Annotated in this window: 23 protein-coding genes and 1 tRNA gene; 12 read left to right on the forward strand and 12 right to left on the reverse strand. The window is 55.0% G+C overall.

What is annotated here, in order from left to right; all coding sequences use genetic code 11:
• Positions 1-26: 26 nt before the first annotated feature.
• Positions 27-833, reverse strand: coding sequence for an SDR family oxidoreductase (locus ABLU78_RS09410; RefSeq protein ID WP_162182302.1), 807 nt, complete (start codon positions 831-833; stop codon positions 27-29).
• Complete coding sequence (gene tesA / locus ABLU78_RS09415; protein WP_048228463.1) at positions 823-1,446, reverse strand: multifunctional acyl-CoA thioesterase I/protease I/lysophospholipase L1; 624 nt, start codon at positions 1,444-1,446, stop codon at positions 823-825. Before tesA ends, ABLU78_RS09410 begins: the two co-directional genes overlap by 11 nt.
• On the opposite strand from tesA, the gene ybbA reads away from it, so the two are divergent.
• The 3 genes from ybbA (at position 1,417) to ABLU78_RS09430 (ending at position 5,841) form a co-directional block, all read left to right on the forward strand.
• Positions 1,417-2,103, forward strand: coding sequence for a putative ABC transporter ATP-binding protein YbbA (ybbA, locus tag ABLU78_RS09420; protein ID WP_015367886.1), 687 nt, complete (start codon positions 1,417-1,419; stop codon positions 2,101-2,103). The genes tesA and ybbA overlap by 30 nt on opposite strands.
• Positions 2,100-4,514, forward strand: coding sequence for a putative ABC transporter permease subunit YbbP (ybbP, locus tag ABLU78_RS09425; protein ID WP_048228466.1), 2,415 nt, complete (start codon positions 2,100-2,102; stop codon positions 4,512-4,514). Before ybbA ends, ybbP begins: the two co-directional genes overlap by 4 nt.
• 181 nt (positions 4,515-4,695) lie before the next feature.
• Positions 4,696-5,841, forward strand: a complete 1,146-nt coding sequence (locus tag ABLU78_RS09430) for a porin (protein ID WP_015367884.1) — start codon at positions 4,696-4,698, stop codon at positions 5,839-5,841.
• Between the two features lie 611 nt (positions 5,842-6,452).
• Here ABLU78_RS09430 and mnmH read toward each other — a convergent pair.
• The 5 genes from mnmH to ppiB form a co-directional block, all read right to left on the reverse strand.
• On the reverse strand, positions 6,453-7,529 hold the full coding sequence (gene mnmH / locus ABLU78_RS09435; RefSeq protein ID WP_047063642.1) for a tRNA 2-selenouridine(34) synthase MnmH: 1,077 nt from the start codon (positions 7,527-7,529) through the stop codon (positions 6,453-6,455).
• A 110-nt stretch (positions 7,530-7,639) separates the two neighbouring features.
• Positions 7,640-8,707, reverse strand: a complete 1,068-nt coding sequence (gene purK / locus ABLU78_RS09440) for a 5-(carboxyamino)imidazole ribonucleotide synthase (protein ID WP_015704628.1) — start codon at positions 8,705-8,707, stop codon at positions 7,640-7,642.
• Positions 8,704-9,213 (reverse strand): 5-(carboxyamino)imidazole ribonucleotide mutase, encoded by a 510-nt coding sequence (gene purE / locus ABLU78_RS09445; RefSeq protein WP_015367880.1) that lies wholly within the window; start codon positions 9,211-9,213, stop codon positions 8,704-8,706. Before purE ends, purK begins: the two co-directional genes overlap by 4 nt.
• Positions 9,214-9,332: 119 nt before the next feature.
• A complete protein-coding gene (lpxH, locus tag ABLU78_RS09450; protein WP_015367879.1) occupies positions 9,333-10,055 on the reverse strand; it encodes a UDP-2,3-diacylglucosamine diphosphatase in 723 nt (240 codons plus the stop codon).
• Positions 10,056-10,058: 3 nt separating this feature from the next.
• Positions 10,059-10,553, reverse strand: a complete 495-nt coding sequence (gene ppiB, locus ABLU78_RS09455; protein WP_015367878.1) for a peptidylprolyl isomerase B — start codon at positions 10,551-10,553, stop codon at positions 10,059-10,061.
• A gap of 173 nt (positions 10,554-10,726) precedes the next feature.
• On the opposite strand from ppiB, the gene cysS reads away from it, so the two are divergent.
• Positions 10,727-12,112 carry a cysteine--tRNA ligase gene (gene cysS / locus ABLU78_RS09460; protein WP_032707566.1) on the forward strand — a complete coding sequence of 462 codons (1,386 nt, stop codon included), beginning with the start codon at positions 10,727-10,729 and terminating at the stop codon, positions 12,110-12,112.
• A gap of 36 nt (positions 12,113-12,148) precedes the next feature.
• Here cysS and ybcJ read toward each other — a convergent pair whose 3' ends face one another.
• Together ybcJ and folD are read right to left on the reverse strand one after the other, a co-directional pair.
• Positions 12,149-12,361 carry a ribosome-associated protein YbcJ gene (ybcJ, locus tag ABLU78_RS09465; RefSeq protein ID WP_015367876.1) on the reverse strand — a complete coding sequence of 71 codons (213 nt, stop codon included), beginning with the start codon at positions 12,359-12,361 and terminating at the stop codon, positions 12,149-12,151.
• Position 12,362: 1 nt separating this feature from the next.
• Positions 12,363-13,229 carry a bifunctional methylenetetrahydrofolate dehydrogenase/methenyltetrahydrofolate cyclohydrolase FolD gene (gene folD / locus ABLU78_RS09470; RefSeq protein ID WP_015367875.1) on the reverse strand — a complete coding sequence of 289 codons (867 nt, stop codon included), beginning with the start codon at positions 13,227-13,229 and terminating at the stop codon, positions 12,363-12,365.
• 319 nt (positions 13,230-13,548) lie between these two features.
• On the opposite strand from folD, the gene ABLU78_RS09475 reads away from it, so the two are divergent.
• The 5 genes from ABLU78_RS09475 (at position 13,549) to ABLU78_RS09495 (ending at position 18,495) form a co-directional block, all read left to right on the forward strand.
• Positions 13,549-13,625, forward strand: a tRNA-Arg gene (locus tag ABLU78_RS09475).
• A gap of 443 nt (positions 13,626-14,068) precedes the next feature.
• Positions 14,069-15,067 (forward strand): 2-keto-3-deoxygluconate transporter, encoded by a 999-nt coding sequence (gene kdgT, locus ABLU78_RS09480; protein ID WP_015704632.1) that lies wholly within the window; start codon positions 14,069-14,071, stop codon positions 15,065-15,067.
• Positions 15,068-15,285: 218 nt separating this feature from the next.
• Positions 15,286-16,122: a 5-dehydro-4-deoxy-D-glucuronate isomerase gene (gene kduI / locus ABLU78_RS09485; protein ID WP_015367870.1), complete on the forward strand. Its 837-nt coding sequence runs from the start codon at positions 15,286-15,288 to the stop codon at positions 16,120-16,122.
• 255 nt (positions 16,123-16,377) lie between these two features.
• Entirely contained in the window at positions 16,378-17,685 is a 1,308-nt protein-coding gene (locus ABLU78_RS09490) for an MFS transporter (RefSeq protein ID WP_015367869.1), read from the forward strand.
• A 9-nt stretch (positions 17,686-17,694) separates the two neighbouring features.
• Positions 17,695-18,495: a substrate-binding domain-containing protein gene (locus ABLU78_RS09495; protein ID WP_047053335.1), complete on the forward strand. Its 801-nt coding sequence runs from the start codon at positions 17,695-17,697 to the stop codon at positions 18,493-18,495.
• Here the strand turns inward: ABLU78_RS09495 and ABLU78_RS09500 are convergent, their stop codons facing one another.
• Entirely contained in the window at positions 18,496-19,395 is a 900-nt protein-coding gene (locus tag ABLU78_RS09500) for a LysR family transcriptional regulator (protein ID WP_015704636.1), read from the reverse strand.
• Between the two features lie 118 nt (positions 19,396-19,513).
• Entirely contained in the window at positions 19,514-20,380 is an 867-nt protein-coding gene (locus ABLU78_RS09505; RefSeq protein WP_020079430.1) for a GNAT family N-acetyltransferase, read from the reverse strand.
• A 602-nt stretch (positions 20,381-20,982) separates the two neighbouring features.
• On the opposite strand from ABLU78_RS09505, the gene ABLU78_RS09510 reads away from it, so the two are divergent.
• The 3 genes from ABLU78_RS09510 to ABLU78_RS09520 all read left to right on the forward strand — a co-directional run bounded on the left by ABLU78_RS09510 (position 20,983) and on the right by ABLU78_RS09520 (position 23,403).
• Positions 20,983-21,819, forward strand: a complete 837-nt coding sequence (locus tag ABLU78_RS09510; RefSeq protein ID WP_015367864.1) for an alpha/beta hydrolase — start codon at positions 20,983-20,985, stop codon at positions 21,817-21,819.
• 287 nt (positions 21,820-22,106) lie between these two features.
• Positions 22,107-23,027, forward strand: a complete 921-nt coding sequence (locus ABLU78_RS09515) for a Kdo(2)-lipid IV(A) acyltransferase (RefSeq protein ID WP_032712783.1) — start codon at positions 22,107-22,109, stop codon at positions 23,025-23,027.
• A 103-nt stretch (positions 23,028-23,130) separates the two neighbouring features.
• Positions 23,131-23,403: a DUF1471 domain-containing protein gene (locus tag ABLU78_RS09520; RefSeq protein WP_015367862.1), complete on the forward strand. Its 273-nt coding sequence runs from the start codon at positions 23,131-23,133 to the stop codon at positions 23,401-23,403.
• Positions 23,404-23,513: 110 nt separating this feature from the next.
• Here the strand turns inward: ABLU78_RS09520 and ABLU78_RS09525 are convergent, their stop codons facing one another.
• Positions 23,514-24,620 (reverse strand): alkene reductase, encoded by a 1,107-nt coding sequence (locus ABLU78_RS09525; RefSeq protein WP_032712784.1) that lies wholly within the window; start codon positions 24,618-24,620, stop codon positions 23,514-23,516.
• Between the last annotated feature and the right edge of the window lie 103 nt (positions 24,621-24,723).

The following is a 24,723-nucleotide window of genomic DNA, read 5'->3' on the forward strand; positions in this document are numbered from 1 at the left end:
ATGGGGGCGACATTCAGCGCTTCAACTCAGCCCTGGATAATTTTGTCCATCGCACGGGCCGGTAGCAGGCGTTTTAACCAGCCTACCGCGTGGGTGACCAGCGTCACCGGATAGCGCAGTTTCGGCTTATCGCTGACGAAGGCGTGACGCACTTTTTCCACCACTGCCTCCGGGCCGAGCGTAAAGCGCGCGGCAATACCGGGGTTTTCTACCGTCTTGTCGCCGGTTTGGTTAACATTGTTGGTAAAGCGGGTGCGGATTGGTCCAGGCTCAATCAGGCTGACTTTTATGCCACTGTGGCGGAGTTCCATGCGCAGCGCATCGGACCACGCCTCCAGCGCGTATTTACTGGCGGCATAGGCGCCGCGGCCGGGGCTGGAAATCAGCCCCATCACCGAAGAGGTCATCACGATGCGGCCCTCGCCGTGCGGCTGCATAGCGGGCAGTAGCAGCATGGTGAGCTGGTGGGCGCCGAAAAAGTTGGCGGAAAACTGCTGTTCCATTTGCTGACGGCTGATGGTGGTGAGCGGGCCGTAGACGCCGTAGCCAGCATTATTGAACAGGCCATACAGGCGGTTCTCGGTCAGCGCGATGACCTCGGCGGCGGCATTTTCGACGCTTTGCGGATCATCGAGATCCAGCAAAATACCGGTCAGACCCAGCTCCTGCATACGAGCGACATCATCCCCCTTACGGCAGGCTGCCAGTACCCGGAAGCCCTGACGCTTTAAATCGAGCGCGCTTTCGAGGCCAATTCCGCTGGAACATCCTGTAACTAAAACCGATTTTTGCATAACTTTACCTGTGAATGACTCCCGGCGTTCAGGAGTCATGATTAACTAAGGGAGCCAACCGGGTTGCCATCCAGTCGGCAATAAACGGTTGCGCATCGCGATTAGGATGAATGCCGTCGTCCTGCATCCATTGTGGCTTGAGATAAACCTCCTCCATAAAAAAGGGCAGCAGAGGAATATTGAACTCTTTGGCCAACTGCGGATAAATCGCGCTAAAGGCTTCATTATAACGGCGCCCATAGTTGGCAGGCAGGCGTATTTGCATCAGCAGCGGTTGGGCCTTCGCCGCTTTGATATCCTGAATAACGGTGCGTAGCGTCTGCTCCGTTTGTTGCGGCGGGAAACCGCGCAGCCCGTCGTTGCCGCCCAGTTCCACCAGCACCCAGCGCGGTTGGTGCTGCTTCAGTAGCGCCGGCAGGCGCGCCAGGCCCTGCTGCGATGTATCGCCGCTGATACTGGCATTGACCACCGTCGTTTTGGCCTGCCACTTATCATTGAGCAGAGCAGGCCAGGCAGTATTCGCCGCCATCCGATAGCCGGCGCTCAGGCTATCGCCAAGCACTAACAGCGTATCCGCCGCCATCGCGCGGCAGGTAAACAGAACCATAAACAGGAAAGGCAAATGCCAGCGGAAAACATACTTGAAGTTCATCATCTTAAGAAATCCGTCGGTCAGGGAGAGCATCAGCTGTCCATCCTTACCGGAGTTGAGCTGGTTGTCAAACCGGCGCAAACCATCGCCCTGATTGGCGAGTCCGGTTCCGGGAAATCCACGCTGCTGGCGATTCTCGCCGGGCTCGACGATGGCAGCAGCGGCGAAGTGTCTCTTCTGGGGCAGCCGCTGCATCAAATGGATGAAGAGGCGCGCGCGAGGCTACGCGCAAAGCACGTAGGCTTTGTCTTTCAATCGTTTATGTTGATTCCGACGCTAAACGCCCTTGAGAACGTCGAGCTGCCGGCATTGCTGCGCGGCGCCAGCGATAGCCAGAGCCGTGGCGATGCGCGCGCGCTGCTTGAACAGCTGGGGCTTGGCAAACGGCTGCACCATTTGCCGGCGCAGCTTTCCGGCGGCGAGCAGCAGCGAGTGGCGCTGGCTCGCGCCTTTAACGGCCGTCCGGCGCTGCTGTTTGCCGATGAGCCGACCGGCAATCTCGACCGTCACACCGGCGATAAAATCGCCGATCTGCTGTTCTCGCTCAACCGCGAACACGGCACCACGCTGATTCTGGTGACCCACGATCCGCTACTGGCGGCGCGCTGCGATCGTCGCTTACGCCTGGTAGATGGCAAGTTGCAGGAGGAAGCATGATAGCCCGCTGGTTCTGGCGCGAATGGCGCTCGCCTTCGCTGCTCATCGTCTGGCTGGCATTAAGCATGGCGGTGGCCTGCGTGCTGGCGCTGGGCTCAATCAGCGACCGTATGGAAAAAGGGTTGAGCCAGCAAAGCCGCGAATTCATGGCCGGGGATCGCACCCTGCGCAGTTCACGCGAAGTGCCTGCCGAGTGGCTCGCCCAGGCGCGTACGCTAGGGTTAACCGTCGGCGAACAGCTGAACTTCGCCACCATGACTTTCGCTGGCGATACCCCGCAGTTGGCGGACGTGAAGGCGGTTGATGATACTTATCCGCTGTACGGCACGCTGGAGACCGCGCCGGCGGGATTAAAACCGCAGCGCGGCAGCGTCCTGCTGGCGCCAAGGCTGATGGCATTACTGAACCTGAAAACCGGCGATAACATTGACGTTGGCGACGCCACCTTGCGCATCGCTGGCGAGGTCATTCAAGAGCCGGACGCCGGATTCAACCCCTTCCAGATGGCGCCGCGGCTAATGATGAATATCGCCGACGTGGCGAAAACCGGCGCGGTACAGCCCGGCAGCCGCGTCTCCTGGCGCTATAAATTCGCCGGTAGCGCACAGCAGCTGGCGGCTTACGAGCGGTGGCTGCTGCCGAAGCTTGGCGCGGAACATCGCTGGATTGGCCTGGAGCAGGATGATAGCGCGTTGGGTAAATCGCTGGAGCGCTCGCAGCAATTTTTACTGCTGTCCGCGTTACTAACGTTGCTGCTGGCGGTCGCCGCGGTAGCGGTAGCGATGGGCCATTACTGCCGCAGCCGCTACGATCTGGTCGCCATCCTTAAGACGCTGGGCGCCGGGCGGGCGCAGCTGCGTAAACTTATCGTCGGTCAGTGGCTAATGTTGCTGGTGCTGGCCGTGGTGGCGGGGGGCGCGATGGGGCTGCTGCTGGAAAAAGCCCTGCTGCTGATGCTTAAACCGGTGCTGCCCGCCGCGCTGCCGCCCGCCAGCGGCTGGCCGTGGTTGTGGGCTATCGGCGCGATGGTGGTGATTTCGCTGCTGGTCGGCTGGCGGCCGTACCGGCTGCTGCTGGCGACTCTGCCGCTGCGGGTATTGCGGCAAGATGTGGTGGCTAACGTCTGGCCGCTAAAACACTATATTCCGGTGGTTTGCGCGGTGGTTGTCGGCGGACTGGCATGGCTGATGGGCGGTAGCCCGCTGCTGTGGTCGGTGTTGGTCGGGGCGCTGGTACTGGCGCTGTTGTGCGGGCTGGTAGGCTGGGCCTTGCTGTGGTTGCTCAAGCGCTTAACGCTGAAAGCGTTACCGTTGCGCCTGGCGGTGAATCGCCTGTTGCGTCAACCGTGGTCTACGCTGAGCCAACTGGCGGCGTTTTCGCTGTCGTTTATGCTGCTGGCTCTGCTGTTGGTGCTGCGCGGCGATCTGCTCGAGCGTTGGCAACAGCAACTCCCCCCGGAAAGCCCGAACTACTTCCTGATTAATATCGCTCCCGAACAGGTGGTGCCGGTGAAGACATTCCTTGCCGAACACCAGACCCGGGCGGCGGAGTTTTACCCCATCGTGCGCGCGCGGCTGACGCAGATTAACGGTCAAACCACCGAGGGCAATAAAGACGAAGCGCTAAACCGCGAGCTTAATCTCACCTGGAGCGAGCAGCGCCCGGATCATAATCCGCTGGTGGCCGGCAGTTGGCCGCCGAAGGCGGGCGAGGTGTCGATTGAAGAGGGGCTGGCGCAGCGGTTGGGCGTCAGGATCGGTGATAGCGTCACCTTTACCGGCGACACTCAGCAATTTAACGCTAAGGTGACCAGCGTGCGCAAAGTTGACTGGGAGAGCTTGCGGCCAAACTTCTTCTTTATTTTCCCGCCAGGGGCGCTGGATGGGCAGCCGCAAAGCTGGCTCACCAGCTTCCGCTGGGATAATGGCAACGCGATGCTGACCCAGCTTAATCGCGAGTTCCCCACCGTTAGCCTGCTGGATATCGGCGCCATCCTGCGCCAGGTAGGCCAGGTGTTGACGCAGGTAAGTCGCGCGCTGGAGGTCATGGTGGTGCTGGTCACCGCCTGCGGCGTGCTATTGCTGCTGGCTCAGGTACAGGTCGGGATGCGTCAGCGGCATCAGGAGCTGGTCGTCTGGCGGACGCTGGGGGCCGGTAAAACCTTGCTACGTACCACGCTGTGGGCGGAGTTCGCCCTGCTTGGCGTGGTGTCGGGGCTGGTGGCGGCCATTGGCGCCGAGGTGGCGCTGGCGATGCTGCAAACCAAGGTGTTTGATTTCCCATGGGCGCCGGACTGGCGGCTGTGGGTTATGCTGCCATTATCCGGCGCTATATTATTATCGTTGTGCGGCGGATGGTTGGGATTACGCTTATTAAAAGGAAAAGCGTTATTCCGACAATTTAACCAGTAAATAGATTTCATTTTTATGAAGCGCCGCGCAATTTCGCGGCGCTTTTATTTTAACGGCACAAAATGATAATTCCTTGATTTTTAAGCGCACAAAACATTAAAAAACCAACAACACGTCGTGCTAATTCGCAGTTAATATTCAACTGGCAAATATAAGGTTGCTTATTACTCAAGGAAAAAGCATGGCACATAAAATAAAAGCGCTGGCGATCTCGATCGGCGCAGCATTAGCGTTAACTTCTTTTGCATCCCAGGCTGAGATTACGCTGCTGAAACAAGATCCGCAGGCGGGCGATCCGTTAAGCCGCCTTAACTTTACCGTCGGCGGCAGTATTCGTCCGCAGTTCAACATGATGACCGGCGATGGCGATAAAGGTTCCTACAAGCGTAACGGTTTCGACGGCGGCACCCGTTTCCGCTTCGCCGCTGATTACTATCTGTTTGATGATATTAGCTGGATCAGCTACTACGAATTGGGCGTGAATATTCCGGCGCTGTTCGATTGGGACAATCACTACGCGGAAGGGGCGAACAATACCACTCGTCGTATGCTTTATACCGGTCTGAAGAGCGATACCTGGGGGACATTAACCTACGGTCAGCAGAACAGTATTTACTATGATGTCGTCGGCGTGAAAACCGATATCTGGGACTACGATATGATCGGTCAGGCTCCGGGTAACGGTATTAACGGCGACTACGATGGTTCTTATCGTTCACGCAATATGTTGAAATATAAGAAAACCGTCGGTGATGTCGATCTGTACGGATCCTATCTGTTTGAAGATAGCGAGTATCTGCCGGGCGATGGTCTGCGCTACAAACGTAAAGGCGGCGGGTCTATCGGCGTGGATTACCACATCATGAAGGACCTGACCTGGGGTACCGCGTGGAACTACACCCGCGCCGAAATGCGCGACCCGTCAAGCTCCGATAGCAAAACCTACGACCAGAATATTGTCGGTACCGCGCTGAGCTGGACTCCGGATAACTGGACCTTCTCCTTCGGCGGCGGCTGGTATCAGAACTTCCTGACTACCAAGAAAACCAATGTGCATGATTACTTCGCCGGCGATGCCTGGGGTATTGAATACTTTGCCGGCTATAAATTCCCGATCAATCAATACGCTGTTAAATCTATTCAGCCGTACTTTATGGGCGACCGTCTGGAGTACGTGAATGGCCGCAACTACCAGCGTATTGATAACGGTTTGGGTGTTAGCTTCCAGCTGGATTACGGTTTCCGTGTTGATTACGAGCACGTGTTTACCTCCAGCACCGATGATCTGGGCGATATGAACCTGGTGCGTCTGCGCTACGACTTCTGACGATGAGCCGCCGCAAGCCGGGAATTTCCCCGGCTTGCGCTGCGCTAAGCGGGAGTAGATACTGTTAACGGTTTGCAACCTTTTAGCTTGAGAAAAGCGTTTATCTCGTTTCGCTCCAGAGTATCTTGCGCTCCCGGTTAATTTTTCTGCAATATGTTTTCCGTGGCGCAGGGAGCGCACAAAGGGCGGCCAGTCGCCGCCGCCCTCTGTACTCCCGGGCTCTGGCCGCCAAAATCGCCGCTACGCGGTTCCCTCGACTTATCCCGGCAGGCTTCGGGTCGGGCCGAGGCAGCGTCCTTGCAAATCACGGCCCTCAGCCCGCATCCATGCGGGCTGCCCCGGCCTTCCGGTAACGTCTCAGCGATTTTGAGGCCACCAACACCGGCAGTTTCAGTCAGCATGGTGAATAAATTAAAGGCAGGCCGCACGGACCGTAGGCCGGATAAGGCGCAGCCGCCATCCGGCGCAAAAGCGGCTCCTTATCCGCGGATATTGCCCGGCGGCGCTGCGCTTGCGCGGGCCTACAGATCCAGTGCAATGGGTGGCCCAGTGCCATGGGTAGCCCGGGTAAGGCGCCAGCCGCTACCCGGGAAACCGTCTGGTTGGGAGAGCTACTTCGCCAGCCAGGCGGCGACCTCCTGCCAGTTGCCGCGAAAAATAATTTTCCCGGCTTTTTTCCCCAACTGATAGCGATACATTGGGTCGTAGTATTCATTTAACAGCGGGACCAGCCAGGCGAAGTGAGCTTCGGTACTGGCGGTACGCTGTTGCTGCAACAATGCCGCGTCGAGTAGTTCGGTTAACTGAGCAAAGCGCTGTAGCCCCAGCCGACGCCGGATGGCAAACAGCCCGTGATGCAGATACTCGCTATATTCCTGCCAGCCTTTCTCTTCGCCATAGGCGGCAATAAAGTCGCGCTGCATACGATCGAAGTACTCTTCGCGCAGTCGCTCCAGACGAACGTCAAATGGATCTTCCACCACCGCCAGCGGCGATTGCGCCATGCGGATTCGCAGGCACTCCGGCAGGTGGTTCGCGCCAATCATATGGCCTTCATCTTCCAGCACCCAACGTGTTTGTTGTTCAGCCTTTTTAAGCAGGGAGACCGCCAGATGGTTTTCGAACGTCGCCTGCGGGTGTTGCTGCTGCAACGTACGGCCAAATGACGAACCGCGGTGGTGGGCGTGACCTTCAAGATCGATACCGTCCGGGCGCGAGCAAACCAACTGGGTTTTGCCATTGCCGGTGCAGCCGCCAATCAGCACGATAGGGCGCTGTACCAGCTCCTCGGTAGCCTGTATTGCCGCCTGGCGTAGCGCTTTGTAGCCGCCGACAATCAGCGGATAATCGACGCCTGCTTCACGCAGCCACTGCTGCACGATATGCGAGCGCTGGCCGCCGCGGGCGCAGCACAGATAGCCCTGTGGATAGCGGGCGCAGGCCGACAGCCACGCCTTGAGGCGGCTGGCGCGCAGGTCGCCATCGACCAGTTTATGTCCGAGGGTTAATGCCGCTTCCGGCCCCTGGCGCTTGTAACAGGTGCCGACGGCGGCGCGTTCTTCGTCGTTCATCAGCGGCAGGTTAATCGCCGCGGGCATCGCGCTTTGCTGAAATTCCACCGGCGCGCGGACGTCGATAAGCGGCGTATCCGCGCTGAGGATGGCGCGATAGTGTGTCCCATTTTCCATGGGTCGTCCTTTTGAGTTAAAACCGGGATGTGCTTACTGCGAGGTGGGGATTCTACGCGCCGAAGGGCATGCCGGGGAAGGGGATAGATCAAATCCCCGGCACGAATGGCTTAATTAAGCTGCGACTGCGCCCAGAAAACGCCGCTGGCGTATTCGGCTGGCAGGAGCGGTTTCAGCGCTTCCAGCGTGGCGCTCAGGCGATCGGTATCGCTGTCGGTCAGATTCAGGTGCCCGACTTTACGCCCCGGACGAACTTCTTTGTCGTACCAGTGCAGATGTACCAGCGGCAGTTTCAGCCAGTCGTAGTTCAGATCGCTGCCGATCAGGTTGATCATCACCGATGGGCTGTTGACCACCGGCGGCGGCAGCGGCAAATCGGTAATGGCGCGCAGGTGCAGTTCAAACTGGCTAATGGAAGCCCCGTTCTGTGTCCAGTGGCCGCTGTTGTGCACGCGCGGCGCCAGTTCGTTGATCAGCAGTCCCTCGGCGGTGACGAAGCACTCCATGGCCATCACGCCCACGTAGTCGAGCTCGTTCATGATCGCCGTCAGCATGCTTTCGGCCTGCGCCTGCTGGCGCGCATTGGCCTGCGGGAAGGCGACGCTGGCGCGCAGAATGCCGTCCTGGTGCAGGTTGCGGGTCAGCGGATAAAACACCGTGCTGCCGTCGCGGCCGCGGGCACCAACCAGCGACACTTCGCCGGAGAAGTTAATTCCCTGCTCGACGATACACTCGCCGTAATTATCATCCGGCAGTTGTGCGGTTTCGTTCTCGCGTAGACGCCACTGGCCGCGGCCATCGTAGCCGCCGACGCGGCGCTTGACGATAGCCAGTTCGCCCAGACGGGCAAACACGGCGGGCCACTCGCTTTTATCCGCCAGTAGTTGCCACGGCGCGGTGGCGAGGCCAAGTTTGTCGAACAACTGTTTCTGGGTCAGGCGGTCGGCGATGATCGGAAAAACGTCGCGGTTGACGAAAGCCGGATGGCGCGCCAGTTCGCGGGTCAGGGCTGTTTCCGGCCAGCGTTCGATTTCAGCGGTGATGACGCTTTGCTGGAATGGCACCGCTTCCGGGTCGGCTTCCAGGCCAACCGGCCAGACGGCGATGCCCAGCGGTTCACCGGCCTGACGCAGCATGCGGCCTAACTGTCCGTTACCGAGGACGCAAACCTGTTTCATGCCGCACCTCGCGGGTCCGGGTTATCCAGCACCTCATCGGTTTGCGCCTGACGCCAGGCGCTCAGACGCTGGTGCAGTTCGGCATCATGCTGGGCGAGAATTTGCGCGGCGAGCAGGGCGGCGTTAGCGGCGCCGGCTTTGCCGATGGCCAGCGTGCCGACCGGGATGCCGCGGGGCATTTGAACGATAGAGTAGAGGCTGTCAACGCCGCTTAATGCCGCGCTCTGAACCGGCACGCCAAGCACCGGCACCAGAGTTTTCGCTGCAATCATGCCCGGCAAATGCGCCGCGCCACCCGCACCGGCGATGATCACCTGATAACCGTTGCTTTCGGCGCTTTCGGCGAAGCTAAACAATTTATCGGGCGTACGGTGGGCGGAAACCACTTCAACATGGTGCGGAACGTTCAGGGTATCAAGGATTTCTGCGGCGAACTGCATGGTAGCCCAGTCGCTTTTGGACCCCATCACGATGGCGATACGCGCCGGATTATTGCGGGAAGACATGCGTCTGAAAACTCCTGTGGGTGTGCTTCACACTGCTTTAGAGGCCACAGAGAATAGCACGATATCCCGGCAAGGAAAACGGTTGCGTCGGCGGAAATACAGGGAAATCGTTGGCGAAATTAAAACGGGAAATAGATGAGTTCGACGCCGTCGGCGCTGACTTTCACCATTGACCCTTCGCTGTGCCACGCGCCGAGGACCACGCGCCATGCGGGCTGACCGTTGGCCAGCAGTTCATGGACGGCCGGGCGATGGGTATGTCCGTGAATCAGCCACTGCACCTGATGCCGCTCCATCGCGTCAACGACCGCCTGCGGATTCACATCCATAATTTCCATCGATTTGCTGCTGTTGGCGGCTTTGCTATCGGCGCGCATTTTAGCGGCGATGCGGCGGCGGATAAACAGCGGCAGGGCGAGAAACAGACGTTGGATCCACGGGGTATGGACTTTAGCGCGAAACGCCAGGTAACCGGGGTCGTCGGTACATAAAGTGTCGCCATGCATAATCAACACTTCACGGCCATAGAGATCCAGCCGCTCTTCTTCAGTGAGCAGGATCATGCCGCTCTGGCGGGCGAAGCGCTGGCCGACGAGAAAATCGCGGTTGCCGTGGATGAAGTAGCAGGGTACGCCGGCGTCGACGACGGCTTTGATGGCCGAAGCGATTTGCTGATGCAGCGGGTTCGGATCGTCATCACCGATCCACGCCTCGAACAGATCGCCAAGGATATACAGGGCGTCAGCCTGACGGGCTTCCCCCTGTAAAAAACGCAGAAAACCGGCGGTGATCGCCGGTTCTTCTGTTTGCAGATGCAGGTCTGCAATAAAAAGTGTCGCCACGAATTATTCGCTGACGGTGACGCTTTTGATGACAACATCCTCTTTCGGCACATCCTGGTGCATGCCGCTGCGGCCGGTGGCAACCGCTTTGATTTTGTCGACCACGTCCATGCCTTCAACCACTTCGGCAAAGACGCAGTAGCCCCAACCCTGCAGGCTTTCGCCAGAGAAGTTCAGGAAGTCGTTGTCTACTACGTTGATGAAGAACTGCGCGGTGGCGGAGTGCGGGGCCTGAGTGCGGGCCATCGCCAGCGTACCACGGGTATTTTTCAGACCGTTGTTAGCTTCGTTCTGAATCGGAGATTTGGTCGCTTTCTGATTCATGCCCGGCTCAAAGCCGCCGCCCTGAATCATGAAGCCGTTGATAACACGGTGGAAAATGGTGTTGTCGTAGAAACCTTCGCGGCAGTAGTCCAGGAAGTTTTTAACTGTTTCCGGCGCTTTGTCGTCAAACGTTTTGATTACGATATCGCCATGATTGGTGTGGAAAGTAACCATTTTTGCATCCTGTTCCGATGATTGTAGTGCTGAACCCAAGGTTGGGTATGACATAGGTGGCTGTTATAGCATAACCGCGGGGGTCGATGCACCTTGCAATGTGTGCTGCTTCCGGTTTGAATTAGGGTTAGAATAAGCGACTTATATCCACACACGTCTACACGGAATCTTCGATGTTAAAAATTTTTAATACACTGACGCGCCAAAAAGAAGAATTTAAACCTATTCATGCCGGGGAAGTTGGCATGTACGTGTGTGGAATTACCGTTTACGATCTCTGTCATATCGGCCATGGCCGCACCTTCGTCTCCTTCGACGTTGTCGCTCGCTATCTGCGCTTCCTTGGTTACAAGCTGAAGTACGTGCGCAACATTACCGATATAGACGATAAAATCATTAAGCGCGCTAATGAAAATGGCGAAAGCTTTGTCGCGCTGGTCGATCGCATGATCGCCGAAATGCATAAAGATTTTGACGCTCTGAACATTCTGCGCCCGGACAACGAGCCGCGCGCCACCCACCATATCGCTGAAATTATCGAAATCACCGAGCAGCTGATCGCCCGCGGTCACGCTTATGTGGCGGATAACGGCGACGTGATGTTCGACGTGCCGACCGACCCTAACTACGGTTTGCTGTCGCGCCAGGATCTCGACCAGCTGCAGGCGGGCGCTCGTGTCGACGTGGTTGACGTCAAGCGTAACCCAATGGACTTCGTCCTGTGGAAGATGTCAAAAGAGGGCGAGCCGAGCTGGCCGTCACCGTGGGGTGAAGGGCGTCCAGGCTGGCACATTGAATGCTCGGCGATGAACTGCAAACAGCTGGGTAATCACTTTGATATTCACGGCGGCGGTTCGGATCTGATGTTCCCGCATCACGAAAACGAAATCGCGCAATCGACCTGCGCCCACGACGGCGAATACGTCAACTACTGGATGCACTCCGGAATGGTGATGGTCGATCGCGAGAAAATGTCGAAATCGCTGGGTAACTTCTTTACCGTCCGCGACGTGCTGAAGTACTACGATGCCGAAACCATCCGCTACTTCCTGATGTCCGGCCACTATCGCAGCCAGCTGAACTACAGCGAAGAGAACCTCAAGCAGGCGCGTTCGGCGCTGGAGCGTCTGTACACCGCGCTGCGCGGGACCGACAAATCCGCGCAGCCTGCCGGCGGCGAAGCCTTCGAAGCGCGCTTTATTGAAGCGATGGATGACGACTTCAATACCCCGGAAGCCTACTCGGTGCTGTTCGATATGGCGCGTGAAGTGAACCGCCTGAAAACGGAAGACGCGGCGGCCGCGAACGCGCTGGCGGCCCATATGCGTAAGCTCTCTTCGGTGCTGGGGCTGCTTGAGCAGGAGCCGGACGCTTTCCTGCAGAGCGGCGCGCAGGCCGATGATGGCGAAGTGGCGGAAATCGAAAGGCTTATTCAACAGCGTCTGGATGCGCGTAAAGCGAAGGACTGGGCGGCGGCGGATGCGGCGCGCGATCGTCTTAACGAGATGGGGATTGTGTTAGAAGACGGCCCGCAGGGTACCACCTGGCGCCGTAAGTAAACCATAAAAAACGCCCGGTTAGCCGGGCGTTTTTGTTCATGCGATCACAGTAATGCTTTGACCGTCAAAGGTCACCGTTTGCCCGGCGACGATTTTACAGCGTTTGCGGGTTTCCACCGCGCCGTCGACTTTCACCAGCCCTTCGGCGATAAAGATTTTGGCCTGCGCGCCGCTTTCGCTCCAGCCTTCCAGCTTCAGCAGGTCACACAGTTCAACATGCGGGTGTTTGCCCAGAGAAAAATTCGCCATCTTAGGCCTCCTGAATGTCGTGATACTCTTCGCACGCCTGCAGCGTATTCTGAATGAGGGTCGCTACGGTCATCGGGCCGACGCCGCCAGGCACTGGCGTAATGTAGGACGCGCGTTCCGCCGCGTCTTCAAACACCACGTCGCCGACCACTTTGCCGCTTTCCAGACGGTTAATGCCGACGTCCACCACGATGGCGCCTTCTTTAATCCACTCGCCCGGGATAAAGCCCGGTTTACCGACCGCGACAATCAGCAGATCGGCATTTTCAACGTGGTGGCGCAGGTTTTTGGTGAAACGGTGGGTGACGGTGGTGGTACAGCCCGCCAGCAGCAGCTCCATGCTCATCGGACGACCGACGATGTTAGAAGCGCCAATCACCACCGCGTTGAGGCCATAGGTATCGATATTGTAGCGCTCAAGCAGGGTAACGATACCGCGCGGCGTACATGGACGCAGACGCGGCGCGCGTTGACACAGCCGACCAACGTTATACGGATGGAAGCCGTCGACGTCTTTGTCCGGCGCAATGCGCTCGAGGACTTTAACGTTGTCGATACCGGCAGGCAGCGGCAGCTGTACCAGGATGCCGTCGATAGTATTATCGGCATTCAGCGTGTCGATAAGTTCCAGCAGCTCGGCTTCGCTGGTGGTTTCCGGGAGATCGTAAGAGCGGGAGACGAAACCCACCTCTTCACATGCCTTGCGTTTGCTGCCGACATAAATCTGCGACGCAGGGTTGCTGCCGACCAGCACAACGGCGAGCCCGGGGGCGCGTTTTCCGGCCGCTACGCGCGCCTTCACTTTTTCCGCGACCTCAGAGCGCACCTGCTGCGCAATCGTTTTACCGTCAATAATTTTTGCTGCCATCAGAGAGAGGATTCCATCTGTCACTTTACGAAAGGGGGATGTGGATATTTTGTCAGAAGCCAGCCTCGCTGTCAGTTATCGTTTGCGTTTTTATCGGTTTTCCGCCGCGAGAAGGGCGAAACAGGCTATTTATCTGCGCCGTGGCGGCGTAGAGGGCCAGTCGCGAACGGAAAGGGCGAACAATCCTTAACCAGACATCGCGTTAATAATCGACAAGCTCGCTATGCTGCTGTCTTTTCCGGGCAAAATGCATTGACTCACCGGAGGTTGACCGTATAATTTCACGCGATTGCACCTCCCGAAGCTCCTGCTTCTCAGTGCGCCCTTAGCTCAGCTGGATAGAGCAACGGCCTTCTAAGCCGTAGGTCACAGGTTCGAATCCTGTAGGGCGTGCCATTTAAAATCAACCACTTATCAATTCCCTCCCAATCGCTGATTTTTCTTTGTGGGTCATATTTGGGACATTCCTCGAAAATCGAGTCAATTTGCCGTGCTGGTTCCGTTACTCGAGCTGGCGTGGTTGTTCATCCGCTTTCATCCTGCTTCCGATCGCCGCAACATCGCATCTACTCCTCCGCTAACGTTTCAATAAATACCCATCGTTCGATTTCTTTTTGATATGTGATGACGGTAACTAAAACGCTGTTTTGTTTTCATTGAATCATTATTTCACATGATCAATGATAACGGCATGGTATCAGTGTGGTGCGCACAACCCTGAGACTCCTGACTTTTCTCATCTGTTCGTAATGCAATGAACAGTAAGAATTTTTTCAAACGATATTGAAAGAATAAGTCACATCCTTGCCGTTCAGGTGGGGTGGAGATGAGGATAAAAAATGAAGATCAAAGCAACCATTGAACGTATCCCTGGCGGCATGATGCTGGTTCCATTGCTGCTTGGCGCGGTGCTTAATACCCTGGCGCCGGATACCGGTAATTACTTTGGTTCATTCACCAAAGGCATGATTGGCGGCACGGTACCGATCCTGGCGGTGTGGTTTTTCTGTATCGGCGCATCGATCGATTTGCGCGCCACCGGTACCGTATTACGTAAATCCGGCACGTTAGTGATCACCAAAATTGCCGTCGCCTGGATCGTCGCTTTTATCGCCGCGATGGTCATTCCGGAAAACGGCGTCCAGACCGGTTTCTTTGCCGGACTGTCGGTGTTGGCAATTGTCTCGGCAATGGATATGACCAACGGTGGCCTGTACGCCAGCCTGATGAATCAGTACGGCAGTAAAGAAGAGTCCGGCGCGTTTGTATTGATGTCGCTGGAGTCCGGGCCGCTGATGACGATGGTTATCCTTGGCTCCGCCGGTCTGGCTTCCTTCGAGCCTCACCATTTTATCGGCGCGGTGCTGCCATTCCTGGTGGGCTTTGCCTTAGGTAACCTCGACCACGACTTCCGCGCTTTCTTTAGCAAAGCCACCCCGGTGCTGATTCCGTTCTTTGGCTTTGCGCTGGGCAACACCATCAATCTGAGCGTGATTCTGGATACCGGACTGCTGGGGATTGTGCTTGGCGTGGCGGTCATCATCATTACCGGCATTCCGTTGATTATTGCTGACCGGGTTATCGGCGGCGGTAACGGGACAGCTGGCGTCGCGGCTTCTTCCGCAGCGGGCGCGGCGGTTGCGAACCCGGTGATCATCGCGCAGATTAATCCGGCCTTTGAACCGGTGGCCGCTTCGGCGACGGCGCTGGTCGCGGCAAGCGTCATCGTCACCGCGATTTTAGTACCGATTATTACCGCCTTGTATGCCAAACGCTTTGGCAACGCGCAGGTGGTGAAAGCGCCTGGCGCCAGCGTGGCGCCATCGGCAAATCACTAATCTATTTTCGCCCTCCGCAGGAGGGCTCAGACTGCTGACAAAGAAGGAAAAAGCGTGGTTTTTCCTTCTTTGTGGTCATCAGCCGAAAATCAATAAATTGATTTTCCTTGTTATTTGTCTGGTGCAATTTGCAAGCTCAATGTTTGCATGAGGTTTGTCATTAATCTCTGCCCTCCGCAGGAGGGCTTTGTCATTCAAGAATCTGCCTGGAGGCTAACGTGGACGTAAGACAAAGTATCCACAGCGCGCATGCGAAAACTCTGGATACCCAGGGGCTGCGTAATGAGTTTTTAGTTGAACGAGTGTTTGTGGCTGATGAATACACCATGGTGTACAGCCATATTGACCGCATTATTGTTGGCGGCGTTATGCCGGTGCAGCGCGGGGTGTCGGTGGGTGGCGAAGTCGGTAAACAGCTTGGGGTAAGCTATTTCCTCGAACGCCGTGAGTTAGGGGTGATTAATATCGGCGGCCCGGGTTGTATTACCGTTGATGGCCAATGCTATGAAATCGGCCACCGTGAGGCGCTGTACGTCGGTAAGGGGGCGAAAGAGGTGGTGTTTACCAGCGTCGACCATGCAAAACCGGCGAAGTTTTACTACAACTGCGCCCCGGCGCATACCACTTATCCAACGAAGAAAGTCACTCCTGCCGATGTAGCGCCGGTGACGCTGGGTGACAACCTGACCAGCAACCGCCGCACCATCAATAAATATTTCGTGCCGGATGTACTGGAAACCTGTCAGCTCAGCATGGGCCTGACCGAACTGGCGCCGGGTAACCTGTGGAACACCATGCCTTGCCATACCCATGAGCGGCGGATGGAGGTCTATTTCTATTTCAACATGGATGAGGATGCCTGCGTGTTCCATATGATGGGACAACCGCAGGAGACCCGTCATATTGTGATGCATAACGAGCAGGCGGTGATTTCACCAAGCTGGTCGATTCACTCAGGGGTGGGTACCCGCGCTTATACCTTCATCTGGGGGATGGTTGGCGAGAACCAGGTCTTTGACGACATGGATCACGTTGCCGTGCGCGATATACGTTAAAACGCCCGCTCAAGCCCGGATTGCCGGGGATGGAAATGCAGCGGAGTTCACACTATCAGTGTTTAGAGGCGGGGCGGAAGGGGGAACCCATCGCCCCGTCATTGTTGACGTCGCTTCACTCGCAGGCTTTATTAATGTGTCAGACGCATCAATAGATGCGCAAAATGCGCTTATTCCTGGCTACAACTTCCCGCACTCTTACGGTTACCTAAATGTTAATGAGAGTTAACTATTCAGTTAATCAGGGAGAGTGTGATGTCCGCAACTGCCGCTACTTCAGTGTTTCGCGCCAGGGCCAAAGTGATCCTGCAAGTGACCTCAGGGAATTTTCTTGAGCAGTTTGACTTCTTTTTATTTGGTTTTTACGCCACCTATATTGCCCATACTTTTTTTCCTTCCGAAAATGAATTCGCTTCCTTAATGATGACCTTCGCCGTTTTCGGCGCCGGGTTCTTGATGCGGCCCGTTGGCGCCGTGGTGTTAGGCGCCTGGATTGACAAGGTCGGCAGACGTAAAGGTTTAATCGGCACGTTGTCGATTATGGCGATGGGAACCATCCTGATCGTGCTGGTGCCAGGTTATCAGACTATCGGTTTGTGGGCGCCGGCGCTGGTGCTGTGCGGCCGACTGTTGCAGGGCTTTTCTGCTGGTGCGGAACTGGGCGGCGTCTCGGTTTACCTCGCAGAAATGGCGACACCTGGACGTAAAGGGTTCTATACCAGTTGGCAATCTGCCAGTCAGCAGGTCTCGATTATGGTGGCCGCTTCATTGGGCTATCTGCTCAATATGCTGCTCAGTGAGTCGAGTCTGCATCAGTGGGGATGGCGAATCCCGTTCGCGATTGGCTGCCTGATCGTGCCTTTTATCTTCTTTTTACGCCGCAACCTGAATGAAACCGCGGAGTATACGGAGCGTAAGGAACATCCGACCTTAGGACAATCGCTGACTATTCTGCTGGCAAACTGGCGGGTGGTGATTGCGGGGATGTTAATGGTGGCCATGACCACTACCGCGTTCTATTTGATCACGGTCTACGCGCCAACCTTTGGCAAAAACGTGTTGTTATTAAGCGCCTCGGATAGCCTGCTGGTCACGCTATTGGTGGCTATCTCCAATTTCATCTGGCTGCCTATCGGCGGCATGCTTTCCGATAAGTTTGGTCGTAAACCCGTGCTGGTCAGCATGACGCTGCTGGCTATTTTCACCAGTTGGCCTGCGTTATCGCTGCTGGCCCGCATGCCGGACTTCGCCATGATGTTGTCCGTGCTGCTGTGGCTCTCCTTTATTTACGGCATCTACAACGGCGCGATGATCCCCGCGCTGACGGAAATTATGCCCAGGTCGGTCAGGGTCGCTGGTTTTTCCCTGGCTTACAGCCTGGCTACCGCTCTGTTTGGCGGTTTTACGCCGGCGATGTCCACTGCGTTAATTAAAATCACCGGGGATAAGGCGGCGCCCGGCTACTGGATGAGTTTTGCGGCAATCTGCGCGCTACTGGCGACGCTGTATCTCTATCAACGCGTTTCCCGACAGGCATTGAAAACGCAAAATTCTTTAGGTTAAGAGGTGAATATGCAACGTAAATCATGGGTTTTCTCGTTAGTGGTATTCACCTGCGGCTATGCGCATGTTGCCGTCGCGCAGGAGATCACGGTGATGATTTCCGGCGGCTTCTCCGCGGCGTTGGATAAACTGGCGCCCGACTATCAGCAAAAAAGCGGCAATACCTTACATATCATTCATGGTCCCTCGATGGGGAAATCCGCGGAGGCGATACCGAACCGCCTGGCGGCAGGGCAAAAGGCGGATGTGGTGATTATGGTGGGATACGCCCTGGATGATTTGCAAAAGCAGGGCAAAGTGATGCCGGGGTCGCGTATTGAACTGGCGGATTCACGTATTGGCGCCGTCGTGCCAAAAGGGGCCCCGGTACCGGATATCAGCAGCGTCGCCGCGTTGAAACAAACATTGCTGCAGGCGAAATCCATCGCCTATTCGGATAGCGCCAGTGGGCGCTATGTTGAAAAGGAGCTGTTCAGCAAACTGGATATTGCCGCGCAGGCGAGCCCCAAAGCAAAAATGATCGAAAAAATCCCCGTTGCTTCGCTGGTGGCAAAAGGGGACTACGCGATAGGGTTTCAGCAGGTTAGCGAACTGTTGCCGGTCAGCGGCGTGACGTTCGTTGGCCGTTTGCCGGATGAAGTGCAATACGTTACCCGCTTCGCGGGCGCCGTAGTTGCCGATTCATCCGCGCAGTCGCAGGCGAAGCAGTTGCTGTGCTATCTGGCTTCAGTCCCGGCGCAGGCGGAAATCCGTCGCACAGGCATGGATCCTTTACCCGCCAACGCCTGCGAATTACCGGAAGAGGGCTAATTATGCGGTGGGATGGTAAAAATCGGTAATGGCTTTTTCGAGTTCGGCGGCCAGAGGAGGTAATGCTCTGCCCGCTTTTTTTATCAGCCCCACCTGCCTTTTCACCTCTGGTTCCACTAGCGGAATACTGGCTAACGCGTGGTGTGCATAGGCCGGCAGCGCCATCGCCGGGATGGCCGCAATACCGAGGCCGGCATCAACCATACCCAGCATGGTCGTCACGTGGCGGGTTTCACAAACTGCAGTGCGTCGTGGCCCTACGTCGCTCAGGGCGCCGTCCAGCAGGTGGCGATTGCCGGAGATCTTATCAAGCCAGATGTAATCGTGGTTAAAAAATTCTTGCCAGCTGAGGCTGTTACGCTGCGCCAGCGGATCGTCTCGTCGGCAAACCGCCAGGTAGCGTTCATGGACCAGCGGCGTAAATACCACCTCGGACGCGATTTCGGAGAGAAAACTCAGGCCGAAATCCGCCTGGTGATTCTGCACGGCGCTATAAACATTTCCGGCGCTGGTATCAATGACCTTGATCCGCGCTTTGGGAAAACGCAGACGGAATTGGCTGATAACCTGCGGCATAAAATAGTTAGCGGCTGAGGGGACACAGGCAACCGTCACCAGCCCGTTGCCGAAGGCGGCGCGGTCGCTAATACCGTCCAGGGCATCTTCGAATTCGGAAAGCAGATGCTGCGCCTTTGGGGCGAAAGCTCTGCCGGTTTGCGTGAGGGTCACCCGGCGAGTGGTTCTTTCAAACAATCTCACCCCTAAAGCGGTTTCCAGCTTCTCAATTCGCCTGCTTAACGCCGATTGCGAAATGCAAATCGCCTCGGCGGCGTAGCGAAAGCTGCCGTGCTCGCTGAGGGCTAAAAAGGCGTAGAGATCCTGCAGATCAAAAAGGGGCAAGTGGCGCTTCTCCTGGATTTAACAAAAAAACAACAATCAATTGTACTGTTTATTTGGTTTTCCAGGAAGAAACAACACCGACCAGCCGCAGGTTAAATAGATGACCTGCGGCCCGGCATCAGGCGTGCGCCAGCAGCGGGAACATCAATTTGTTGTCGTGGAAGATGTTCTCTTTAGTCGAATAGATAAACAACATATCGTCGCCGTCTATTTTTTCGTACTCGCCCAGGCGCGCTTCCTTCGGCGTAAAACCTAGCACTGCCTGTTGCGATTGCGGCTGGGCGAGTTCATTGATAATGGTCGCCATGGATTGTCCGGCATCGCAAAAAATATCAAAGCAGATAAGCTCATGGGCGCTTTGCATCGCAATGGCGACGGCCTGGTTTTTCTCCGAGTAGTAGACAAAATGCTTCATAAACGCCGAACAGTAAAACATCAGCAGGCCGAAGTTATTCTCCACTCGTAGCTGTGAAAAGGGGTTGGACTTCTGGTAGTAGTGCTTAAGCAGGGCAATATCCTGTGCGCTATCCATATCCAGTTTACGGAAGTCGCCGGGAGTAGGCGAAACGGGTGCCACATATTGATATTCGTCGGTCCGCGTAAAGCCAAATTTGGGATAGAAGTCGACGGTAGTAGAGTTGGCGAACAGGAAAAAAGCATCCGCTTTGTCACGCCAGTCATCAAGGATATGTTGTATCAACTGTCCGGCAAGCCCTTTATTACGGTAATCAATATTGGTCATTACCGTACCTATTTGAATATAGCGTCGGGGTTGGCCTTGCCAGACCAGATCAATAATATTCGCGGAGGCGTTGGCGATAACTTTATTCTTATCAACGAAAGCGTAAGGGATATAGGATTCGCTCCAGTACCCTTGCTGATACCAGGCGTCAAAGGATAGATCGAACGTTTTGATGGCTAAATCAATAAAGCTTTTTCTTAATGTATTATCATCTTTGAGTTGCTTAACCAATTTGTAGTGCATCGCAGTCATTCCTTTCTTATTCGTTTTGCTATCCGGGATTGCTACAGGCAAATTTTACCCCTTGAAAATCACAGGTTTTGTGCCTGAGTATGGCGGTTTTCTGCGGTTTGTACAGCATTTGAGGAAGGGCATCGCTCAGGACGTTGCCTGGCTCACAATTAACAGCAAACATTCTGCGTGGATAAGGTCAGTGAGACGCACCTGCGGTGGAATTTGGTTTATTCTTTTTTCTCGGGGAATAATCTGAAGAAATCTATTTGAGATAAATTTACAGTAAAACGTAAGTATAAGAGGAAAATATTCTAATTATTCCTTTTTGACATAACGCACTGATATTTATCTATAAATAAAAAATATCGGAAAGGCATATTTTATCAATAGGTAATATGCACTAACGCTAAACGGTACAAAGCGTATTTTAGTTTCTGCGATGATATTAAATTGCTGAGGGATGAGCTAAATGAGCCATCATCTTCTACACTTTGTGGCGCCGTTGCCATTGAGGTTTTTCGCAAGTAAGGGAAAACATCATATCAGCGCTGAATGTAACCAATTGAATGTTAATGAGAAGTTGTCATATTTTCAATGGAGGAGTTCGTGATATGGCATTCGTAACAACTAAAGATGGCGTTAATATTTATTTTAAAGACTGGGGGCCGAAAGAGGCTCAGCCGATTGTGTTCCACCATGGCTGGCCGTTAAGCGCTGATGACTGGGATAACCAGATGCTGTTTTTCCTCGCACAGGGTTTTCGCGTCATCGCCATCGATCGTCGCGGGCATGGGCGCTCCGATCAGGTAAGTGAAGGTCACGATATGGACCACTATGCGGCCGATGCTTCCGCGGTAGTGGAAAGTCTGGATTTACATAACGCTGTTCATGTTGGTCATTCAACCGGCGGCGGCCAGGTCGCGCGCTATGTGGCTAAATATGGTCAACCGCAGGGTCGTGTAGCCAAAGCAGTATTAATTAGTTCCGTACCGCCGTTAATGGTGAAAACCGACAATAACCCCGGCGGTACGCCCATCGAAGTGTTTGACGGTTTCCGCAAGGCGCTTGCTGCTAATCGCTCACAGTTCTATCTCGATGTTGCCAGTGGCCCGTTCTATGGTTTTAACCGAGATGGCGCAGAGGTTTCGCAAGGTACCATTCAAAACTGGTGGCGTCAGGGGATGACCGGTAGCGCGAAAGCCCATTATGAAGGGATTAAAGCCTTCTCTGAAACCGATCAGACCGACGATCTAAAAGCGATTACGGTGCCGGTGCTGGTGATGCAGGGCGACGACGACCAGGTTGTTCCTTATAAGAATGCCGCCATTTTGCAGGATAAACTCTTAGCGAATAGCGAGCTGAAAATTTATCCGGGCTTACCGCATGGTATGCACACGTCACATGCGGATGTGATTAACGCCGATCTGCTGGCTTTCATTCGTTCATAACAATATTCAGCCTTCGGGGAGGTTTCTTCGAAGGCTATTTATTTATTGTTGAAGATGAATAACGCAAACTTTAGCTTGCGTGCCACTGTACGAAAAAATTAATAATAAATTTGTTACACAGTTCGTTTAATACCAGGGCAGTGTAGAGGTTATACTCTACGCTTGTATGCGTATTACCGCACGAATAGGAAAAAACTAAATGTTGTGGATCGGGTACCTTATCCGCAAATTCGGACTGAGGCCTCCCACTGGCATGTAAATCAAGGATCCTGAAGAGCAATAGTCAGATGTCGCATTTACCCAAATTCTCTCTTTCATTATTACACCCGCGTTACTGGCCGGCATGGCTGGGCATTGGCTTATTGTGGCTGGTGGTACAACTTCCTTATCCGCTGATCTATCGTCTGGGCCATGGTCTGGGGCGTTTATCTATGCATTTTTTGCGCGGAAGGGTACGTATTGCGCAGCGCAATCTTGAGCTCTGCTTTCCTCACCTCAGCCCGGCGCAGCGTCATGAAATGTTGGTTAAGAATTTTGAATCTTTGGGCATGGGGTTGATGGAAACCGGCATGGCATGGTTCTGGCCAACCCATCGCGTCGAGCGCTGGACTGAGACCAGTGGCGTCAATGAAGTCGTTGAACTGCAGGAACAGAAGCAGGGTATTTTGCTAATTGGCATTCACTTTCTGACCCTGGAACTCGGCGCGCGGATGTTTGGCATGTTCACGCCGGGGATTGGCGTTTACCGGCCAAATGATAATCCGCTGATCGACTGGCTGCAAACCTGGGGACGGCTGCGTTCTAACAAGACGATGCTGGATCGTAAAAACTTGAAAGGTATGGTTAAGTCGCTGAAAGAGGGCGAGATCCTCTGGTACGCTCCGGATCATGATTATGGTCGCGCCAGTAGCGTATTTGTTCCCTTTTTCAATGTGGATAATGCTGCGACCACCACCGGTACCTGGATGCTGGCGAGAATGTCAAAAGCCACCATCGTTCCTTTTGTTCCGCGAAGAAAGCCCAATGGTGCCGGGTATGAGCTGATTGCGCTGCAGCCTGAGGCGACGCCGCCGCTGGATTCTCCGGAAACCACCGCCAGATGGATGAACAAAATTATTGAGCAATGTATCCTGATGGCGCCGGAACAGTACATGTGGCTGCATCGTCGTTTTAAGACCCGTCCGGAAGGGGTACCGTCGCGCTACTAAGCGCGGTGAACGGTGAAAAATAATCCGATAAATAGCGCGCTTATTAATCTAGTGTCTATACTGAAAGAGCCTCAATTAGGCTCTAATCCAAGGAGAATGTAGGATGAAAAAGGTATTAGTCGCTTTAGCTCTTTCTGCTGTTGCCTTTGGCGCCTCGGCAGCGCAATTAATTACTAAAGAAGAAGCTTCGCATTTCAAACTGACTCACGTGGGCAGTATTTCTGTGGGGCCGTCTGGCGGGCAATTCTCTTCACCTTCTGACCTGCACGACCAGCTTTCTAAGCTGGCAGATGAGAAGGGCGGTAAATATTATATTATTACCGCGGCGCGTGAACATGGGCCGAACTTTGAAGCAACGGCGGAAGTGTATAAATAATTAATCACATTGATTAATTATACATAAACGTCGAAAGTCTTATTTTTAACCCGGCATGCCACAGCGCTGCCGGGTTTTTTATTTAAGGACTATGAAGCGATTTGCTCCGTTTACTTCCCATCGACGGTAGGGTAGTCGAGGTAGCCCTCTTTACCACCGCCGAAAAACTGCTCTCTGATTGGCTGGTTCAGCGGTAGGTTGTGTTGCAGGCGATAGGGCAGATCCGGGTTGGCGATAAACGGGCGACCAAAACCAATCAGGTCGGCCCAGCCCTTAGCCAGCGCCTCTTCGGCACGTTCTACGGTGTATTTCCCTGAATAAATCATCGTGCCGCGGAACACCTGGCGCAGCGCTTCTTTAAAGGCGGCGGGCATCACCGGCGCGTCGTCCCAGTCGGCTTCGGCGATATGGATATAGGCGATGCCGATATCATTGAGGACGCTGGCCGCCGCCAGATAGGTGGCTTCCGGCGTATCGTCTTTTGACCCCATCAAGGTGGTCAGCGGCGCCAGGCGGATACCCAGTTTCTCTTTCCCAATCGCATCGGCAACGGCCTGCGCGACTTCTTTGAGGAAACGCAGGCGATTGGTTAACGAACCACCGTACTCATCGGTGCGCTGGTTTTCTCGTGAATCAATAAACTGATTAATCAGATAGCCATTCGCACCGTGTAGTTCTACGCCATCAAAACCGGCGGCCATAGCGTTACGCGCGGCCTGCGCATATTGTTCGATGATAGCCGGGATCTCTTCGCGAGTCAGAGCGCGCGGCATCGAGTGCTGCACCATTTCACCGACGCCGTTTTCCGGGCCGCGGCCTTCGACATCGACAAAGACCTTCACCCCTTCAGCCTGAATAGCAGACGAGGAAACCGGCGCGGCATTGCCCGGCTGCAGTACGGTATGGGAGACACGCCCTACGTGCCAGAGCTGGGCAAAAATTTTGCCTCCCGCCTGGTGTACCGCAGAGGTGACTTTTTTCCAGCCGGCGATCTGCGCTTCATTATAGATGCCCGGCGTCCAGGCATAACCCTGTCCCTGTTGGCTAATCTGCGTGCCTTCGCTGATAATTAAACCGGCGCTGGCGCGTTGGGCGTAATACTCCGCCATCTGATCGGTAGCGACATCACCGGCTCCGGCGCGGGAACGCGTCATCGGCGGCATCACGATACGGTTGTTTAACGATAGGGCCTGCAAGGAATAGTGGTCGAATAACATAATGCGTCTCCTTAACGACTTGATGGACGCAGCATAGACCCTGGCTATTTTGGATTAAATGACAACGATGTTCATAGACTGTTAACTGATTTGTATATAAAGG

Source organism: Klebsiella sp. JN_Kp122 (assembly GCF_040062085.1).
Lineage (GTDB): Bacteria > Pseudomonadota > Gammaproteobacteria > Enterobacterales > Enterobacteriaceae > Klebsiella > Klebsiella aerogenes.

Coding starts and splice junctions, on each gene's coding strand:
- ABLU78_RS09515 (WP_032712783.1), top strand. CDS start 22,107: ATGTCGCATTTACCCAAATTCTCTCTTTCATTATTACACCCGCGTTAC.
- ABLU78_RS09410 (WP_162182302.1), bottom strand. CDS start 833: ATGACTCCTGAACGCCGGGAGTCATTCACAGGTAAAGTTATGCAAAAA.
- ABLU78_RS09510 (WP_015367864.1), top strand. CDS start 20,983: ATGGCATTCGTAACAACTAAAGATGGCGTTAATATTTATTTTAAAGAC.
- ABLU78_RS09520 (WP_015367862.1), top strand. CDS start 23,131: ATGAAAAAGGTATTAGTCGCTTTAGCTCTTTCTGCTGTTGCCTTTGGC.
- ABLU78_RS09495 (WP_047053335.1), top strand. CDS start 17,695: ATGCAACGTAAATCATGGGTTTTCTCGTTAGTGGTATTCACCTGCGGC.
- ppiB (WP_015367878.1), bottom strand. CDS start 10,553: ATGGTTACTTTCCACACCAATCATGGCGATATCGTAATCAAAACGTTT.
- ABLU78_RS09525 (WP_032712784.1), bottom strand. CDS start 24,620: ATGTTATTCGACCACTATTCCTTGCAGGCCCTATCGTTAAACAACCGT.
- cysS (WP_032707566.1), top strand. CDS start 10,727: ATGTTAAAAATTTTTAATACACTGACGCGCCAAAAAGAAGAATTTAAA.
- kdgT (WP_015704632.1), top strand. CDS start 14,069: ATGAAGATCAAAGCAACCATTGAACGTATCCCTGGCGGCATGATGCTG.
- ybbP (WP_048228466.1), top strand. CDS start 2,100: ATGATAGCCCGCTGGTTCTGGCGCGAATGGCGCTCGCCTTCGCTGCTC.
- ABLU78_RS09430 (WP_015367884.1), top strand. CDS start 4,696: ATGGCACATAAAATAAAAGCGCTGGCGATCTCGATCGGCGCAGCATTA.
- ybbA (WP_015367886.1), top strand. CDS start 1,417: ATGCCAGCGGAAAACATACTTGAAGTTCATCATCTTAAGAAATCCGTC.
- purE (WP_015367880.1), bottom strand. CDS start 9,213: ATGTCTTCCCGCAATAATCCGGCGCGTATCGCCATCGTGATGGGGTCC.
- tesA (WP_048228463.1), bottom strand. CDS start 1,446: ATGAACTTCAAGTATGTTTTCCGCTGGCATTTGCCTTTCCTGTTTATG.
- mnmH (WP_047063642.1), bottom strand. CDS start 7,529: ATGGAAAATGGGACACACTATCGCGCCATCCTCAGCGCGGATACGCCG.
- ybcJ (WP_015367876.1), bottom strand. CDS start 12,361: ATGGCGAATTTTTCTCTGGGCAAACACCCGCATGTTGAACTGTGTGAC.
- purK (WP_015704628.1), bottom strand. CDS start 8,707: ATGAAACAGGTTTGCGTCCTCGGTAACGGACAGTTAGGCCGCATGCTG.
- ABLU78_RS09490 (WP_015367869.1), top strand. CDS start 16,378: ATGTCCGCAACTGCCGCTACTTCAGTGTTTCGCGCCAGGGCCAAAGTG.
- ABLU78_RS09505 (WP_020079430.1), bottom strand. CDS start 20,380: ATGCACTACAAATTGGTTAAGCAACTCAAAGATGATAATACATTAAGA.
- folD (WP_015367875.1), bottom strand. CDS start 13,229: ATGGCAGCAAAAATTATTGACGGTAAAACGATTGCGCAGCAGGTGCGC.